Annotated in this window: 16 protein-coding genes and 2 pseudogenes; 6 read left to right on the forward strand and 12 right to left on the reverse strand. The window is 62.0% G+C overall.

All coding sequences use genetic code 11. From position 1 onward, the window contains the following. Positions 1-27 precede the first annotated feature (27 nt). From H3U90_RS08505 to H3U90_RS07975, 6 genes and pseudogenes are all read left to right on the forward strand, one after another. Positions 28-811 (forward strand): annotated as a pseudogene (locus tag H3U90_RS08505) (helix-turn-helix transcriptional regulator); the annotation flags it as partial. A gap of 74 nt (positions 812-885) precedes the next feature. After that, a pseudogene (locus H3U90_RS08510) lies at positions 886-1,983 on the forward strand (helix-turn-helix transcriptional regulator); the annotation flags it as partial. Between the two features lie 21 nt (positions 1,984-2,004). After that, positions 2,005-2,328: a hypothetical protein gene (locus tag H3U90_RS07960; RefSeq protein WP_198177818.1), complete on the forward strand. Its 324-nt coding sequence runs from the start codon at positions 2,005-2,007 to the stop codon at positions 2,326-2,328. Between the two features lie 13 nt (positions 2,329-2,341). Beyond that, entirely contained in the window at positions 2,342-4,906 is a 2,565-nt protein-coding gene (locus tag H3U90_RS07965) for a DEAD/DEAH box helicase (protein WP_198177819.1), read from the forward strand. 84 nt (positions 4,907-4,990) lie between these two features. Beyond that, on the forward strand, positions 4,991-5,338 hold the full coding sequence (locus H3U90_RS07970; RefSeq protein ID WP_045935333.1) for an RNA polymerase-binding protein RbpA: 348 nt from the start codon (positions 4,991-4,993) through the stop codon (positions 5,336-5,338). After that, positions 5,331-6,062 carry an HAD hydrolase-like protein gene (locus tag H3U90_RS07975; RefSeq protein WP_198177820.1) on the forward strand — a complete coding sequence of 244 codons (732 nt, stop codon included), beginning with the start codon at positions 5,331-5,333 and terminating at the stop codon, positions 6,060-6,062. The genes H3U90_RS07970 and H3U90_RS07975 overlap by 8 nt, the downstream gene beginning before the upstream one ends. A gap of 259 nt (positions 6,063-6,321) precedes the next feature. Here H3U90_RS07975 and H3U90_RS07980 read toward each other — a convergent pair whose 3' ends face one another. From H3U90_RS07980 to trpB, 12 genes are all read right to left on the reverse strand, one after another. Beyond that, positions 6,322-6,918 carry a MerR family transcriptional regulator gene (locus H3U90_RS07980; protein ID WP_198177821.1) on the reverse strand — a complete coding sequence of 199 codons (597 nt, stop codon included), beginning with the start codon at positions 6,916-6,918 and terminating at the stop codon, positions 6,322-6,324. 13 nt (positions 6,919-6,931) lie between these two features. Next, complete coding sequence (locus H3U90_RS07985) at positions 6,932-7,375, reverse strand: FHA domain-containing protein (protein ID WP_015021766.1); 444 nt, start codon at positions 7,373-7,375, stop codon at positions 6,932-6,934. Positions 7,376-7,381: 6 nt separating this feature from the next. Continuing rightward, a complete protein-coding gene (locus H3U90_RS07990) occupies positions 7,382-8,215 on the reverse strand; it encodes a DUF881 domain-containing protein (RefSeq protein ID WP_198177822.1) in 834 nt (277 codons plus the stop codon). Between the two features lie 4 nt (positions 8,216-8,219). Then, complete coding sequence (locus tag H3U90_RS07995; RefSeq protein ID WP_015021764.1) at positions 8,220-8,552, reverse strand: small basic family protein; 333 nt, start codon at positions 8,550-8,552, stop codon at positions 8,220-8,222. Position 8,553: 1 nt separating this feature from the next. Further along, positions 8,554-9,510, reverse strand: coding sequence for a DUF881 domain-containing protein (locus H3U90_RS08000; RefSeq protein WP_198177823.1), 957 nt, complete (start codon positions 9,508-9,510; stop codon positions 8,554-8,556). Continuing rightward, positions 9,503-10,117 (reverse strand): CDP-alcohol phosphatidyltransferase family protein, encoded by a 615-nt coding sequence (locus H3U90_RS08005; protein WP_198177824.1) that lies wholly within the window; start codon positions 10,115-10,117, stop codon positions 9,503-9,505. Before H3U90_RS08005 ends, H3U90_RS08000 begins: the two co-directional genes overlap by 8 nt. Positions 10,118-10,121: 4 nt before the next feature. Beyond that, positions 10,122-10,973: an ATP phosphoribosyltransferase gene (gene hisG, locus H3U90_RS08010; protein ID WP_198177825.1), complete on the reverse strand. Its 852-nt coding sequence runs from the start codon at positions 10,971-10,973 to the stop codon at positions 10,122-10,124. Between the two features lie 50 nt (positions 10,974-11,023). Further along, positions 11,024-11,287: a phosphoribosyl-ATP diphosphatase gene (locus H3U90_RS08015; RefSeq protein ID WP_046322855.1), complete on the reverse strand. Its 264-nt coding sequence runs from the start codon at positions 11,285-11,287 to the stop codon at positions 11,024-11,026. A gap of 31 nt (positions 11,288-11,318) precedes the next feature. Then, positions 11,319-11,984: a ribulose-phosphate 3-epimerase gene (gene rpe / locus H3U90_RS08020; RefSeq protein WP_198177826.1), complete on the reverse strand. Its 666-nt coding sequence runs from the start codon at positions 11,982-11,984 to the stop codon at positions 11,319-11,321. Between the two features lie 90 nt (positions 11,985-12,074). After that, positions 12,075-12,986 (reverse strand): prolipoprotein diacylglyceryl transferase, encoded by a 912-nt coding sequence (lgt, locus tag H3U90_RS08025; RefSeq protein WP_198177827.1) that lies wholly within the window; start codon positions 12,984-12,986, stop codon positions 12,075-12,077. Between the two features lie 37 nt (positions 12,987-13,023). Beyond that, on the reverse strand, positions 13,024-13,923 hold the full coding sequence (trpA, locus tag H3U90_RS08030; RefSeq protein WP_198177828.1) for a tryptophan synthase subunit alpha: 900 nt from the start codon (positions 13,921-13,923) through the stop codon (positions 13,024-13,026). After that, positions 13,923-16,028 (reverse strand): tryptophan synthase subunit beta, encoded by a 2,106-nt coding sequence (gene trpB / locus H3U90_RS08035; protein ID WP_198177829.1) that lies wholly within the window; start codon positions 16,026-16,028, stop codon positions 13,923-13,925. The genes trpA and trpB overlap by 1 nt, the downstream gene beginning before the upstream one ends. Positions 16,029-16,057 lie beyond the last annotated feature (29 nt).

Below are 16,057 nucleotides of genomic sequence, written 5' to 3' on the forward strand. Positions count from 1 at the left end.
ATAAATTTTAACGATACGCGAGGACTGATGGCAGAAGGCACGAACGGAAGACGGCGTTTCTCGGATAAGTGGGGCAAGCACGAACTTGATGTCCTGGCCGTCTTATCGTCCGCTTTCCCGCAATGGCTTACATCACGGCAAATAGCGCAACGGGTCAAGGCCTATGCCGACTCCTACGGCGAGCTGGCCGACCAGGCCGCCAAGGCCGCCTTCGCCAAGCAGTTCCAACGTGACCGGGCCAAGCTGGCGGCCATGGGCATAGCCATCGAATCCCGTCAGCCCGAGTATTCCTCCAAGTCCGAGGGGCAGGATTTCGCCTCCTACCGTCTGCAGCTGGGGGATGAGCCGCGCATCCGCATGCACTTCAATCAGGAGGACATGCCGGTGCTGGCTGCGGCAAACTACCTTGCACGATCAATCGCCATGTCCCAGGAGGCCTGCGAGGAGCCGACCCGACCGGTCTCGCGCACCACGCCCCGAGTGCCGCAGGTGCCCATCCCTGGTTTGGGACTGGACTCCATAGCCCCTGGGCTGGGTACTCAGCGCATTCCCGACAACCTGGTCAAGGTCATCGATTCCCGTCGCTTCGCTGCCACGGTGGACGTGGACGGGGAGAACCTGAACGTGGCATATGCCGACTCGGACGATTTGGCCATGTTCGTCCTGGAGCACCCCGATGCCTCCATCGTCAGCCCGCAGGAGGCCGCGGATGCCTTCCGTCGACGCTTGGATGCAGCCACCCACTTCAAGCTTGCCGACGAGTCGCAGAGCCCCGGCGCGGCAACGGTCATCTCCCCAGAGATCGCCCGGACCAGCGTCGAGCATTTCGCCAGTGACCTAAGCGACGACGATACCGACCTCCGCCACGCCCGCCGAGCCAGCGCATCCTCCTTCCAGACCGGGTCCGAGGTGGACCGCCGACTGCGGCTCATGCTCTTCCTGTCCGCACACCTGGGCGAGGAATTCTCCCTGGCCGAGCTGGCCGACCGTTTCATCGGTCACCCTAACAGCAAGGAAGAGCTGCGCAAGTACGTCAACACCATCCACAAGGACATCAACACCCTGACCACGGTCTCGGACGACGGGGAGATGGCCGGCAGCCAGTTCTTCGACATCGACTGGTCCCTGTTGGACGACAGCGGCATCGTCTCGGCCACCAACTCGCTGGGCTTGGAACGGCTGGCTGGCATTTCACCCCAGTACCTGAGCATGCTGACCGCCTCGCTCAACTATCTGGCCCATTCGCCCCTGCTGCCCGAGGAATCCCGCAGCCAGGCCGAGTCGCTCTACCAGCGTCTGCGCACCCATGTTGGGCCGGGCGAGACACCCTGGCTCTCCCTTACCGGGTATGAGACAGAACCTAAGAGTTTCTCGGTGGTGCGCCGGGCCATCAAGACTGAGTCCTTGCTGGATATGGAGTACACGGACGCCGCCGGCCGGACCCGCCGCAAGGTTGTGGCCCCAGCCAAGATCTTCGTGGATGAGGGCGTCTACTATGTCGCCGCCTGGACCGACATCGGTGATGCCGCAGAGGGCACCGAGGCAGCGGACGCTCCCTCGGATTCCAGCCGCCACCTCAAGCAGGGCACCGGACGTAACCGGCAGTGGCAGGTTCTACGAATCGCCAGAATCGAGCATGCGACCATCGTCAAGCCCAGCCACAAGGTGGAGTTCCCGGACGTACCGGTCAGCGAACTGCGTAAGTGGTCCTTCGACAACGGCACGGCTGCGGTCTTCATCACTGACCGGCCGGACCTGCCCTACATCAAGTCCCTGCCGGGTGCCTCTGTGGAGCCTTGCGGTTCCGGGCAGAAGGTCCATTTAACCGTCTCCTCTGACTCCTGGTTCGTGGCCTTCTGCATCGCCCACGCCAAGCACATCACCGCAGTGGCGCCCAAGACCCTGCGCACCATGATCCTGGCCCGTGCCCAGCGCGAGATCACCATCAGCGACGCTCACGACAAGGAGCAGGACCGGCACTAGTCCCGGTCGGAGAGGAGTCCCATGCCTGGATGGATCTGGATCCTTCTGGTGATCTTCATGCTGGCCATGCTGATCGGGGGAGCCGTCTACGCCATCCGCCATGCCATGGCAGCCAGCCGCTCCATAGGGAGGGTCTCGGACGATCTGAACCGTCGCATGCCGCAACCCCCGGCAGCTGAGCGGTCCCAGGCAACGGATAGGACCAAAGGTCCGGCCTTCGCCCTGCCCCTTTCGCAGTCAACTGAGCGCTACAGCCAGGCCCATGCCCTGGTGCTGAAGCGCAAGGAGCAGCGCAGAAGGAACCACGGCCGCATCTGGCGGCGGTGGAAGCAGTTCAATAGGTAGTTCTTGGAGGAACATGTCAGGTCATCGTCACCACGGACAGGATTCATCAGCATCCGAACCGGGGCCGGCGGAACGCTACGCCCGCTTCAGTCGTCACCGCAAACGCATGACCGGGGCGCCAGCACGCTTTCAGTCCAAGCTGCCCTTCCCCCTGGATGACTTCCAGCTGGAGGCCATCACCGCCCTGGAGGATGGCGACAACGTCCTGGTGGCTGCCCCCACCGGCGCTGGGAAGACCATCGTGGCCGACTTCGCAGTATTCCTGGCCCAGGAGCAGAACGTCAAGACCTTCTACACCACTCCCATCAAGGCGCTGAGCAACCAGAAATACCATGACCTGGTCGACCGCTACGGCGAAGACCGGGTGGGGCTGCTGACCGGCGACACCTCCATCAACTCGGAGGCGGACATCGTGGTCATGACCACCGAGGTCCTGCGCAACATGCTCTATGAACGGTCCTCCACCCTGACGGCACTGAAGTACGTGATCCTGGACGAGGTCCACTATCTGGCCGACCGCTTCCGGGGGCCGGTCTGGGAGGAGGTTATCATCCATCTTCCGGCCTCCACCCGCATTGTGGGGTTGTCTGCCACCGTGTCCAACGTGGAGGAATTCTCCGACTGGATATCCTCGGTGCGTGGACGCACCCATCTGGTGGTCTCCGAGCGCAGGCCCGTGCCACTGGAGCAACATGTCCTGGTCCAGGCCGACAGACACACCGAGCCCGAGATCCTGGACCTGTATCGGCATGATGGATCTGGAAAACAGACACCAAAAATCAACCCGCGTCTGGTCTCCCGGCTGGCCCAGTTGGACAAGGCTGGACAGGAGCGCGTCCAGGCCCGCGACAAGGGGCATCATCATCGCCATGGCCGAGGCGGCAGACCGGATCGGCGGATGGGGGAGCGGTATCGTCCAAGCCGGGCCGACGTGGTCGATGAGCTGGACTTCATGGATATGCTGCCCGGCATCTACTTCATCTTCTCCCGCACCGGCTGCGACCAGGCCGTCCAACAGTGCATCCGGGCAGGGCTGCAGCTGACCACCGACGAGGAGGCCCGCCGCATACGGCACATCGTGGACTCCATGGCAGCCGGACAGCTCAGCAAGGAGGATCTCAAGGCGCTGGGATTCTCCCAGTTCCGTTTCGCACTGGAGCAGGGCTTCGCCGCCCATCACGCGGGTGTGGTCACCCTCTTCCGGCAGATAGTCGAACATCTGTTCGAGTTAGGGTTGCTCAAGGTGGTCTTCGCCACTGAGACCCTGGCCCTGGGCATCAACATGCCCGCCCGGTGCGTCGTGGTCGAGAAGCTGGAGAAGTTCGACGGCACAGGTCATGTAGCCCTGACACCCGGCGAGTTCACCCAGCTGACCGGTCGGGCGGGCCGGCGCGGCATCGACGACATCGGCCATGTGGTGGTGGTCGACCACCGGGATTTCAGCCCCAAGACCATGGCGGCCCTGTCCAGCAGGAGGGTCTACCCGCTGCACTCCAGCTTCCGGCCCACCTTCAACATGGCCGTCAACCTGCTCAATTCCTCCAGCTACACGCGTGCCCGGGACACCCTGGACCACTCCTTTGCGCAGTGGGAGGCCAACCGATCAGCCTCGGAGCTGGAGGAGCGCATCGAGACCCTGACCAGCGGCCTGGAGGACTACCGGAAAGCCGCCCAATGCAGCCGTGGCGATCTGATCGAATTCATGCGCATCCGTGCGGCCCTCTCCTCGGCCCAGAAGAACGATCGCCGCCGCCTGAAGCGTCAGCGATTCACCAGCGAGAAGGCCCGCGACCGGGCATTCCGCGACCTCGACCGGCACATCGACCAGCTGCGCGAGCAGGAGCGCAACCATCCCTGCCGCCAGTGCCCGGACCTGCCCAAGCATCTGCGCTGGGGGAACCGGTGGATCCGCATGGACAAGGAGCTGCAGCGCACCCGGGAGCAGTACGAGTCCAAAACGGGGTCGGTCTCACGCCAGTTCGACAGGATCTGCCAGATTCTGGCCGACCTGCGCTACACCCGGGCTGTGGATCCCGACGACTGCCGACTGACCCGGAAGGGCCAACTGCTTCGGCGCATATACAGCGAACAAGATCTGAGCCTTGCCGAGATTCTCGATCGGGGCATCCTCGACGATCTGGAGCCCCCCGAGCTGGCGGCCGCGGTCTCCGGACTGGTCTACGAATCCCGCCGTGGGGTAGGGGAACAGCCGGGGGAGAGGGCCGGATACCGGGCTCCCAGACTGGTTGAAGCCATGGAGGATATGAAGCGTCAGTGGTCCCAGGTGCAGGAACGCTGCGATCAGGCCGGATTGGAGCTGCCCCCGGAACTTGACTTCGGCTTGGGGCCGACCATCTACGACTGGGCCTGCGGCGACTCGCTGACCACCATCCTGCGTGACAGCGATCTGACGGCGGGGGACTTCGTGCGCAACGCCAAGCGCCTGTCCGACGTGCTCACCCAGATCGTCCAGGTTGAACCCTACCTGGGCAGGGGAGGGCATCACCTGGCCAGGACTGCCAGCATCGCCGCCGACCAGGTCAATCGCGGCATTGTGGCTTACACCGGCGTGGAGTGAACACGGGCCCAATCGGGGAATAAGTTTCAGGTCAACACTGTTCTGTAGCTTGGAGGCAGTGACGGACACGAGTATGGAGGAATCATGGCAGAGCGCAGTCTTCGCGGCATGAGCATTGGGGCGAAGTCCCTGGAATCCGATCAGAATGTGGACTTCGCGGCACGCAGCGAGGTCGCCTATATCTGCCCCAAGGGCCATCGGACCATCCTGCCGCTGGCTGAGGGTGCTGAGGTGCCGCAGGAGTGGGAGTGCCGCTGCGGGCAGATCGCTCACCTTGAGGGACACGACGAGCAGGAGTCAGGCAAGACCGGCAAGCCGACCCGGACCCACTGGGACATGCTGCTGGAGCGTCGGTCCGAGGACGAGCTCAAGGCTGTGCTGGACAAGCGCCTGAAAATGCACCGCGAAGGATGGTTCCCCGACTATGAGTAAATCACCGCGCCGCCTGGTTCTGTTGGATCTGGACGGCACCCTGACAGCTTCTCATCCGGGCATTATCGCCTCTGTGATACGAACTTTCAAAGAGCTTGGTCATCCTGTGCCCGATGAGAGCGCGCTTCGACGATTCATCGGACCAGCTATCGAAGTATCCTTGCGCCACAACGGCATCAGAGAGGAAGACGTCGACAGGGGCGTTCAAATCTACCGGCGTTATTACAGCGGGATTGCAGTCTTCGAGGATCCGGAGCATCCAGGACACCAGGTCCCTGGACGCCTGCTCGCCACGGTCTTCGACGGCATCCCCGAACAGCTGAATCGTATGCGTGAGCATGGTCTGACATTGGCTGTGGCCACCTGCAAGCCTGAGTATCAGGCCTTACCGGTCTGTGACCACTTCGGACTGACGCCACTGGTAGATGGCATCTTTGGCGCCAGCAAGGATTCCACGCGGATCACCAAAGCCCAGGTCATCACCTACGCACTAGAGCAGATTGGCTTCAATGCAAAACTCGGCGACAGGGCCCTCATGGTCGGTGACCGCTGGACAGATGCCGATGGCGCGCTGGAAACCGGCCTGGACTGCCTGGGATGCGGCTGGGGTTATGCCGAGCCCGGAGAACTTGAGTCTCACGGCTGCTATCGAGTCATCGGCCAAGTCAAGGAATTGTGCCAGGCTGCCGAGGAATACTTCGGCAAAGACCAGACTCAGCACTGAGTCGACCAGAACTGTATCCTGCCTTTTAGGACCACCTAGGGCCACCCGAGATTACCTGGGTGGCCCTTTGCTATCTGTGAGTGAAGCTAGTGAAACGTCACCAAGTTTGGCCACAATAGATCGACCATGAATCGCTGGAAAATGGCAAAATTATAATCATGACCTAGTAAGCCGATAATGTACGTTATGTCAAATTACTTATTGTTTTTCTCCCCTATTTAGCTCGTCATATGCTGTTCGCCAATGTTTCCTCGTCGATTCATGCAGCCCGCTGACGCTGCTCATGCTGGTGCTCCAGACGCTGGCGCAGGCGCATGGCCGTCAGTTCATCGATGGGCCGCTCAGGCAGTCCCGGTGTCAGCTGTCCGGTAGCCAAATCCACATGATCGCAGGTCTGCAATTCCAGATCCATCCGATGCCAGATTGCGCCCACAGAGATAGCAAACACGGCACGCCCGGACTGCATCAGCGCGAAGACCTGATCCGGGCTTGAACATTCGGTGACCTCGTCACCGTCGCAGACCACGGTCACATGCTCAAGCTGACTGACGGTCCGCCGCTCAAGATAAGCCACAGTGCTCGTAGCGTTGACCAGGTTGACACCGGCATCCAGGAGGCGCTTGAGGACAGCCAGGATGACCACATCCTTGAAGGAATAAAGCCTACGTGAGCCTGAACCGTGCGAGGCCTTGATGGATGGCTCTACAATCCGTTTGCGAGCCCAATAATCCAGCTGCCGATAGGTGATGCCGGCAACCTTGGCCGCGACCGTGCCTCGGTAGCCCCGGGTCGTGCCCTCGGCCTGCTCAGGCGAAAAGAGCTCACCCTGGACCAGCGTCGGCGCCTCTTCGGCCATGTCAAGCCCCCTGTCAGTTCTTGGAGATGACTGCCCGATTATCGAAGTAGACCAGCCTGAACTTGCCGATCATGATCTCATCGCCGTTGTGCAGGTCGGCCTGGTCCACGCGTTCACGGTTGACGTAGGTGCCGTTGAGACTGCCCGTGTCCTCGACACGGAAGCCATGATCGGTCCGAACGAAAATGGCGTGCGCGCGGGAGACCGTCGAGTCGTCCAACAGAATGTCCGCCTTCGGATCGCGCCCCACACTGACCTGATCCTCGTCCAGCAGATAGCGCGATCCCGACACCGCTCCCCTGGTAGAGATCAGTAGGGCTGTACCCTCAGGCAATCGGGCCATGGTCTCCAGGTCGTCCTTGGTCAGTGGACGGTCACCGTTGGAGGTGACTGGAATATTCAGGGCCGGCATGCCGATGATGGTCGTCTCGCCCGCAGTGGGAATAGGTTCTGTCATAACTGCCTATTCTACAGGCTTTGCATACTGATAATCCTGCACGCGTCGAACCTGGTCGATTTTGACACTATCGGACTGGTCCACTGATACGGATGCATGGAATTGCACCTTGATCCGCGAGCCCACTCCCCCGGCTATCTGAATGGCATTCTGCAGGCTATCCGGATCCCCGATGGCCTTGACGACATAGGGACTGTGCAGCTTGGCGTGGTCGCACTGCACGCCGGTGCGGGTATCCAGCAGATAGGTGTTGGTGACCACCCGGACATCGTTGAAGGATATGACCTCGGCCCCGGCATTGCGCAACTCCTCGATCAGGTTGAACATGGTCGAGGCATCCACGCGGTCGCTGTCCTCAGTGACCATTACGACCACTCCCCTGCCCTGGGCCGGCAGCCGTCCGGACAGGATGCCGCTGCTCTGTTCGTTCTGCTGGGCGATGCGGGCGGCCTCCTTCTGCTTGTCGGCGGCGGACTTGATGGAGGTCAGCTGCTGGTTGAGCTGGCTCTTGCGCTCCTCCAGCTTGTCGACCTGGTTGCTGGTCTCGTCCAGCACCCGCACCAGCTCTTCCTCGGACAGGCTCTGGTAGGAGGACTGATTATTGCGCACCTGGACCGCGTACCCGAAGCCCAGCAGGGCGCACATAAGGGCCACCAGGACGCTGGTGACCAGCCTGACCCTGGTGGCGTTGGAGTTGAGTGTGCGCAGAGGCCGCCGACGAACCACCGGGAAAGCACCGGTCTGCGTGTCGTCGGATGGAGCCCTGACCCGTCCAGGCCGCCTGGGCGGAATGCTCTCGGGCATCTGTTCATCGCGCTTTTTCCTGAGGGTGTGTCTCATGTGCTCACCCCTTGAAAATGAACCGTCGGATAGCGGAGACGTTGGAGAAGATGCGGATACCCAGGACCACGATGACGGCCGTGGACAGCTGGGAGCCCACACCCAGCTGGTTGCCGAGGAAGACCAGAAGAGTGGCGGTGATCACGTTGGAGATGAAGGAGACCACGAAGACCCGGTCCGAGAAGCTGCGCTCGAAGTAGGAACGGACCGCGCCCATCAACGCGTCCAGGGCCGCCACCACCATGATGGGCAGGTAGGGCTGCAGGACGATGGGAATGTCGGGCTTGAGGAAGATGCCCGCCACCACACCTAGGATCAGGCCGAGAATTGCCGACATGTCAATGACTCCTTCCGGCATAGGACAGATTGGGCAGACCTACAGCGTTCAGGTTCAGGCGCCGCTGCTTGGTCACATTGACGGTGATGTTCGCATTCTTCAGGTCACGCAGGCGAGTCTGCAGATCGCTGCGAGCCATCAGATCAGACAGAGCACTCTGGTCGCCGATGGCCTCGATCTTGTAGGGTGCCTCGATGGAGGCAGTCCCCACCAGGATGGTCTGACCGGCCGTGCGCACGGAGGTCTGCGTTCCTATTCTATTGCCGTTGATGGCGATGGCCTCGGCTCCCGCAGACCAGAGCTTGGTCAGGAACCACTGCAGGTCCTGGTCCGTGACCAGTTTGATCTGATCAGCGTTGTCCCGGGAATCCTTGGAGGCTATCGGGTTGGCCAGGGTGATGACGATGCCCTGTCCCTGCACCTTGCTGGTGCCATTGGTCAGATCGTCGGCGGTCTGGGTGCTGTTCTGGCCTTGGCCGCCCACTTGACCCGACAGTGTGTCGATATTGCCGTTGAGGTCGGAAATCTGCCCGTTGAGGTCGTTGGCACGCTTGCTGACCGCTTCCACCTGGGTTATCAGCTTTTCGCGCACCTTCTGACGTGGGTCCCGGTGCAACACCTGAACTATGCCCGTGCCGGCCAATCCGACCAGCACACAGATGACGAAGACCAGGATCCTGTTGACCCAGACGCTCAGGGGCGACCTGCGCTCAGCAGGCAGCAGGCGGGCATCCTCGAACATGGGATCCATGGGACGGTTGGTCAGATCATCGATCAGCCTCAGGGACTCATCGGCCATGCGCCGACGAATGGACTCCTGGGCGGGCTCGGAGCTCTCCTGATCCACATAGTGACGGTCCAGACCAGCGGTGGAATGTGAAAAAGCCGCCCGGCGGTGAATCAGGGCACGGTCGGGCGGCACGGGGAAGGATTCAGGCGTCATCTGTGGCTCAGTCATGATGGCCGTCCCGACGAAGCAGTCCAATACCTTGACGTGCGTAGATCAACCCCGCCAGCCAGTAAAGCGCCACACCCCAGATGACGGCCGCAAGAGCCACAAGATGGAAGAAGCGGAAGAAGGCCGAAGTGCCCACATCCGCAAAGATAAGGGCAGGTATAGCCAGCATGAGCACGGCCGTCCCGGTCTTGCCAGCGAAGTGGACCGGCAGAGGGCCATAGTCGTGCTGGGCCAGCGCCAGAACCAGCAGGCCCATGAGCACATCCCTCACACCGACCAGGGCCAGAAGCCACCAGGGCAGTATGGAGGCGATGCTCAGGGCAAGGACGGAGCAGAGAATGAGCAGGCGATCGGCAACCGGATCCAGGATCTGCCCCAGCTTGCTGACCTGGTTGAACCTACGGGCAATGATCCCATCCACCCCATCCGACAGGGCCGAAATCAGCATGACCACCAGGGAGATGATCAGATGGCGATTGGCCACCAGGTAGGCAATAAGGGGTATGGAGAGGATACGGAGCATGCTGATCACATTGGGTACCGTGAGAATCACGGACCGCGGCTCAGGGCTGTACCTGCTGCGTGAAATTCGATCGATCAGTGCCATCCGACTACATTCTAGAAGCTTGAAGGGCTGTTACAAGGATGGCACGCGCACCAATCTCATAGAGCCGGTCCATGAGGTTGTTCACCTGGTCCCTGGGGACCATGGCCCTGACAGCCGCCCACTGCTTGTCATGCAGGGAGGAGACCGTCGGGGACTCGTACCCGGGCGTGATGCCTACAGCCATGGCTACACGCTCGACCGGGATGTCGTAATCCATCAGTACATAGCGGCGGGCTGTCAGCACACCCTCCAGTCTACGGGACATGACCGCCAACCGTTCATCATTCGGATCCAGGCGAGGCGACCTGATGAGAATCCCCTCCGACTTCAGAATGGGATCACCGAAGACCCGAAGCCCGGCGTTGCGCAGGGTGGTGCCGGTGGAGACCACATCGGCGATCAGGTCGGCTACTCCCAGCTGAACCGACGACTCCACCGCCCCGTCCAGGTGGATCAGTTCGGCCTTGAGCCCCTTGCTGGTCAGGTAGTCCTCAAGAAGCCGGTCGAAGGTGGTTCCGATCCGCTTGCCGTCCACGTCCGGCAAGGTGCTGATGGAGCTGGTCTCCGGAGCGGCGAATCTGAAGGTGGAAGCGCCGAATCCCAGCTGCGTGACCTCGACGGCACCGGTACCGGAGTTGAGCAGAAGATCACGTCCGGTGATGCCAAGATCGATGGTTCCCAGGCCGACATAGACCGCTATGTCGTTGGGCCTTAAGTAAAAGAGCTGGATGTCGTTGTCGACGTCATCGACCACCAGTTGCCGGTCGTTGGAACGCAGACGATAGCCGGACTCTGACAGCAGCCTCCATGCGGGCTGGGACAACATGCCTTTATTGGGCACCGCGACCTTCAACACGGTAACCTCCTAATTGCGGAAGCGAATCTACAGCGGGATGGGAACTGGGGTCACAGATACCTGTAGACATCCTCCAGGGTGATGCCCCGATCGATCATCATGACCTGGATGTGATACAGCAGCTGGCTCATCTCCTCGGCGGTCCGCTCCTTGCCCTCGTACTCAGCTGCGATCCAGGTCTCTCCGGCCTCTTCATTGATCTTCTTACCGATGAAATGCGTGCCCTTGTCCAGCTCGTCAACGGTCAAGGATCCTTCCGGGCGCTCCTTGGCCTTGGTCGTCAGCTCCTCAAACAACCCGTCGAAGGTCTTCATCTGGCTATCTCCATTCTTCCTGCGAAACCTGTCAGTCCTTGTAGCTTACCTGCGCGGCCTGCCTGATCTGGTCAATGGCCTTGGCCGGGTCGTCAGCACCGTAGACCGCGGAGCCCGCCACCAGAACATCGGCCCCAGCCTTTGCCACTATGGGAGCCGTGGTGGGGCTTACCCCGCCATCCACCTGAATGTGGGTCTTCAGGCCGCGAGCGGTGATCTGGTCACGTAGACGGCGGGTCTTGGGCATCTGATTGTCCAGGAACTTCTGGCCGCCGAAGCCCGGCTCCACGGTCATGACCAGAATCATGTCAAACTCATCGAGAATATCGAAGATCGGCTCCACAGGCTCGGCGGGGCGCACGGCCAGGCAGGCCTTGACCCCCATGTCGTGCAGCTGGCGGGCCAGACGGACCGGGGCATGGACGGCTCCGGTGTGGAAGGTGACGGAGGCGACACCCAGCTTTGCGAATTCAGGGGCCCAACGGTCGGGGTCCTCGATCATCAGATGCACATCCACCGGCAGGTCGGTCACCTGGCAGATGCGCTCCACTACGGGTTCGCCTAGCGTCAGGTTGGGAACGAAATGGTGGTCCATCACATCCACATGGACCATATCGGCATTGGCAATAGCCTTGAGATCCCGCTCCAAGTTGGCGAAATCGGCGGAAAGAATGCTGGGTGCTATCTGAATGCTCATAAAAATTATTCTATGTTGTACGGAAGACCGGTGGCGCCGGTTTGTGGCTCAATTGCACAGGTCCCGACCCTTGGATGGCCGACCCCTGTCCTACTTGCTCCGGGCCTCGGATTCCTGACGCACCTCGAGCTCTGTGATGGTCCTCAGCTTTTCGGACAGCAGGGAGGTCGGCTTGCCCTTGCGCATTATGAGGACGAAGGCTGCAGCCGCCAGGAAGAAGACCGTCATGGAAACCCAGACGTTGATCCTGACCCCGAGGAATTCGTGGGCGAAGTCGATGCGAAGGGCCTCGATCCAGGTGCGCCCCAGGGTGTACCACATGACATAGAGGGCGAAGAGGGATCCGGCCTTGAGCACGTTCACCGCCTTGTGGCCGATCCAGACCAGGAGGGCCGCGCCGATCAGGTTCCAGATCATCTCGTATAGGAATGTGGGCTGAAAGAGGGTGCCGGTCGGGCAGGTGGACCCGTCGTAGCACTGTTCGCTGCTGCCGATGGCGGAACCTGCCGCATCGATCTTCAGGCCCCAGGGCAGCGTGGTGGGAGCCCCGTAGAGCTCCTGATTGAACCAGTTGCCCAGTCGCCCGATGGCCTGGGCAACCAGAAGGGCCGGAGCCACGCTGTCGGCCAGCAGGGCCGTCGGGTAATTCTTGTGACGGCACCAGGCCCAAGCCGCCAGGGCTCCCAGGAGGACGGCACCCCAGATGCCCAGACCCCCACGCCAGATGCGCAGGATGTCCGCTGGGTTGCCATCAGCTCCGAAGTAGCGTTCCGGAGTGGTGATGACGTGGTAGAGCCTTGCGCCGACTATGCCGGCCGGTACCGCGCAGATGGCGATGTCCAGAATCTGGTCGGTCCGGCCACCCTCCTTCTTCCAGCGCCTGGCCGTGATCCAGGCAGCCACGATGATGGCCAGGAGCATGGTCAGCGCATAGAACCTGATGGTGACCGGCCCCAGTTGAAAGCTGGATATTCCCGGCGATGGAATGTAGGCAAGCGTCATAAAGCTCCAATCTAGCCCCTGGGCCTTACAGCCCCATTCACTTCCTGGCCTGGGATATGCCCCAGCGCAGGTCGGAGCAGATCTCGGCCAGGGCCTCCAGAGCCTTTCTGCGGTCCTTCCGCGGCCTGCCCTCGTCATCCAGAAGACAGTGCACCAGGGCCGAGCCGACGATGACCCCATCCGCGTAGGCGCCGACCTGGGAGGCCTGCTGGGCGGTCGAAACCCCGATGCCCACGCACACATACGGAGCTCCCGCATGCCTGACTCTCGCCACCAGGTTCTGAGCCGAGTTGGACATGCTGGTTCGCTCGCCGGTCACGCCCATCCGGGAGGTCGCATAGACGAAGCCCCTGGCGGCTCGGGAGGTGAGTTGCAAACGCGCATCGGTGGAGTCGGGCGAGACCAGATAGACCCGGTCAACGCCATAGCGGTCCGACTGCTCTATCCATTCCCCGGATTCGTCGACGATCAGATCCGGGGTGACCAGCCCGGACCCTCCGGCCTCGGCCATGCGCCGCGCAAAATCGGCTACCCCGTGATGCAGAATCAGATTCCAGTAGCTCATGACCAGAGCACTTGCACCGTCCGCCTGGACCTGGCGGACAGCATCGAAGACACCCTCGACCTTGACACCATTGTCGATGGCGCACTTGCTGGCCGCCTGGATGACCGGACCATCCATGACCGGGTCGCTGTAGGGCAGTCCGATCTCGACGATGTCGACCCCGCTTTTCACCATGACCCGCATGGCCTCCAGCGATGTGGGCACATCGGGGAATCCGTAGGGGAAGTAGCCGATGAAGGCCGGCCTGCCCTGCTGGCGAAGGGCCTGCAGCGTGGATGCCACCGGGCTGGCCGTGCGACTGAATCCCTTGGGCTGTGCGGGCTGGGCCGGCTGGACGGGGGCTTTCTGCCATTGCCATTGCTGGTTGACCATCAACGGGCCTCCTCTTCTGCTTGATCGCTCTTGCCGTGCCCGGCCTGGGCTTCCAGAGCGCTGGCCTCCTGCTCGGACAGGTAGCCGAACCATCTACCCGCCGTGGCCACATCCTTGTCGCCCCTGCCCGAGATGTTGATCAGAATGACAGGATTCCTGATTCCCTTGCGCAGAAGGTCCGTGGCCGCCTTGCTGGCTCCGGCCAAGGCGTGCGAGGACTCCAGGGCAGGGATGATGCCCTCGGTCCGGCAGAGGTCGCTGAAAGCCTGCATGGCCTCCTTGTCGGTCGCATAGTCGTACTTGACCCGGCCCATGTCGTGCAACCAGGCGTGCTCGGGCCCCACCGAGGCGTAATCCAGGCCGGCGGAGATGGAGTAGGTATCCATGGTCTGGCCCTGGTCGTCCTCCAGCAGATAGGACTTGGTCCCCTGGAAGACGCCGACCTGTCCTGTGTCTGGCGACAGGCGGATGGCGTGCTTGCCCGAGCTGGGGCCGTCTCCACCGGCCTCGTATGCGTAGAGGGAGACCCGGGGATCGTCCAGGAAGGTGTTCATGATGCCGATGGCGTTGGAGCCTCCGCCCACGCAGGCCACAACCCCGTCAGGATGGTCGATGCCATATGCGGAAAGCTGTGCGGAGGCCTCTTCGCCGATGATCTTCTGAAAGTCCCTGACTATGGTCGGGAAGGGATGGGGGCCGGCCACCGTGCCCAGCAGATAGTGGGTGGACTCCACGTTGGTCACCCAGTCGCGCAGGGCCTCGTTGATGGCGTCCTTGAGAATTCTGGTCCCGGTGGTCACCTCCACTACTTCGGCCCCCAGCATCCGCATCCTGGCCACGTTCAGGGCCTGCCTGCGGGCGTCGATCTGGCCCATGTAGATCCGGCACTTGAAGCCCAGGAGGGCGCAGACCGTAGCCGTGGCCACGCCGTGCTGACCGGCTCCGGTCTCCGCGATGACGCGTGTCTTGCCCATACGCTTGACCAGGAGCCCTTGGCCCAGGGCGTTGTTGATCTTGTGGGCGCCCGTGTGGTTCAGATCCTCCCTCTTCAGGAATACCCTGACCTGGCTGCCGACCCGATCGCTGATCAGCTTGGCGAAGCTGGGAGCCGGCGTCAGAGCCGAGGGACGCCCCACATAGACCCGGTTGAGCCTGTTCAACTCCTCGCGGAAGGCCGGATCGGCCTTGGCCTCCTTGTAGACGCGCTCCAGCTCGTCAAGGGCACCAACCAGGGCCTCAGGTACGAAACGTCCGCCATATGGGCCGAAATAGGGCCCGTCATGGGTCGACAGGGGCCTGGCCTCGGCGGCCTTGAAGCGGTGACCGGCCTGAACCAGCAAGCGGACGGTGCCCTCCCGGTCCTGGGAGGTGACCAGTCCTTCTCCTATCAGGACCGCATCGGCCCCGGCACGGGCGTACCGCTCCAGCTCGACCGTGCCGAACACTCCGGACTCGGCCACCTTGACCACGTCCTTGGGCAGGTTGGAGGCCAGCCGGGCATACTGGTCGATGTCGACGCTCAGGTCCTTCAGATTCCGGGCGTTGATGCCGATCACCCTGGCGCCGGCCGCAATGGCCCGCTCGATCTCCTGTCGATCATGCGTCTCGACCAGAGCGGTCATGCCCAGTCTCCCGGCCAGGTCGAGCAGGTGCTTGAGACGGGTGTCATCCAAGGCCGCCACAATCAACAGGATCATATCGGCCCCATTGGCCCTGGACTCCCAGACCTGGTAGTCGGAGACAATGAAATTCTTGTTGAGCACGGGAATGCCCACGGCCTGCCTGACCTGCCGCAGATCCTCCAAGGACCCCAGGAAGCGTCTGCCCTCGGTCAGCACCGATATGGCAGAGGCACCCCCGTTGGCATACTGCCGGGCCAGTGCGGCGGGATTTTTGATGTCGGCAAGATACCCCTTGGAGGGCGAGGCGCGCTTGATTTCCGCGATGATCGGAATGCCGACGCTCTCCCTGAGCAGTCGGCCGGCATCCAGGGGTTTGCGCTTCATACTCCTGACCTGTTGCTTGAGGCTTTCCAAGGGAATCTTCTGTACCCGGCCCCTGGCATCCTCCACGGCGCCGGCCACCAGTTCATCCAAGACGGTCATAGAGCCCTTCCCTCCAGTTTCCTGTATAT

The sequence above is a fragment of the Bifidobacterium sp. W8103 genome, from assembly GCF_016100775.1.
Classification (GTDB): domain Bacteria; phylum Actinomycetota; class Actinomycetes; order Actinomycetales; family Bifidobacteriaceae; genus Bombiscardovia; species Bombiscardovia choladohabitans.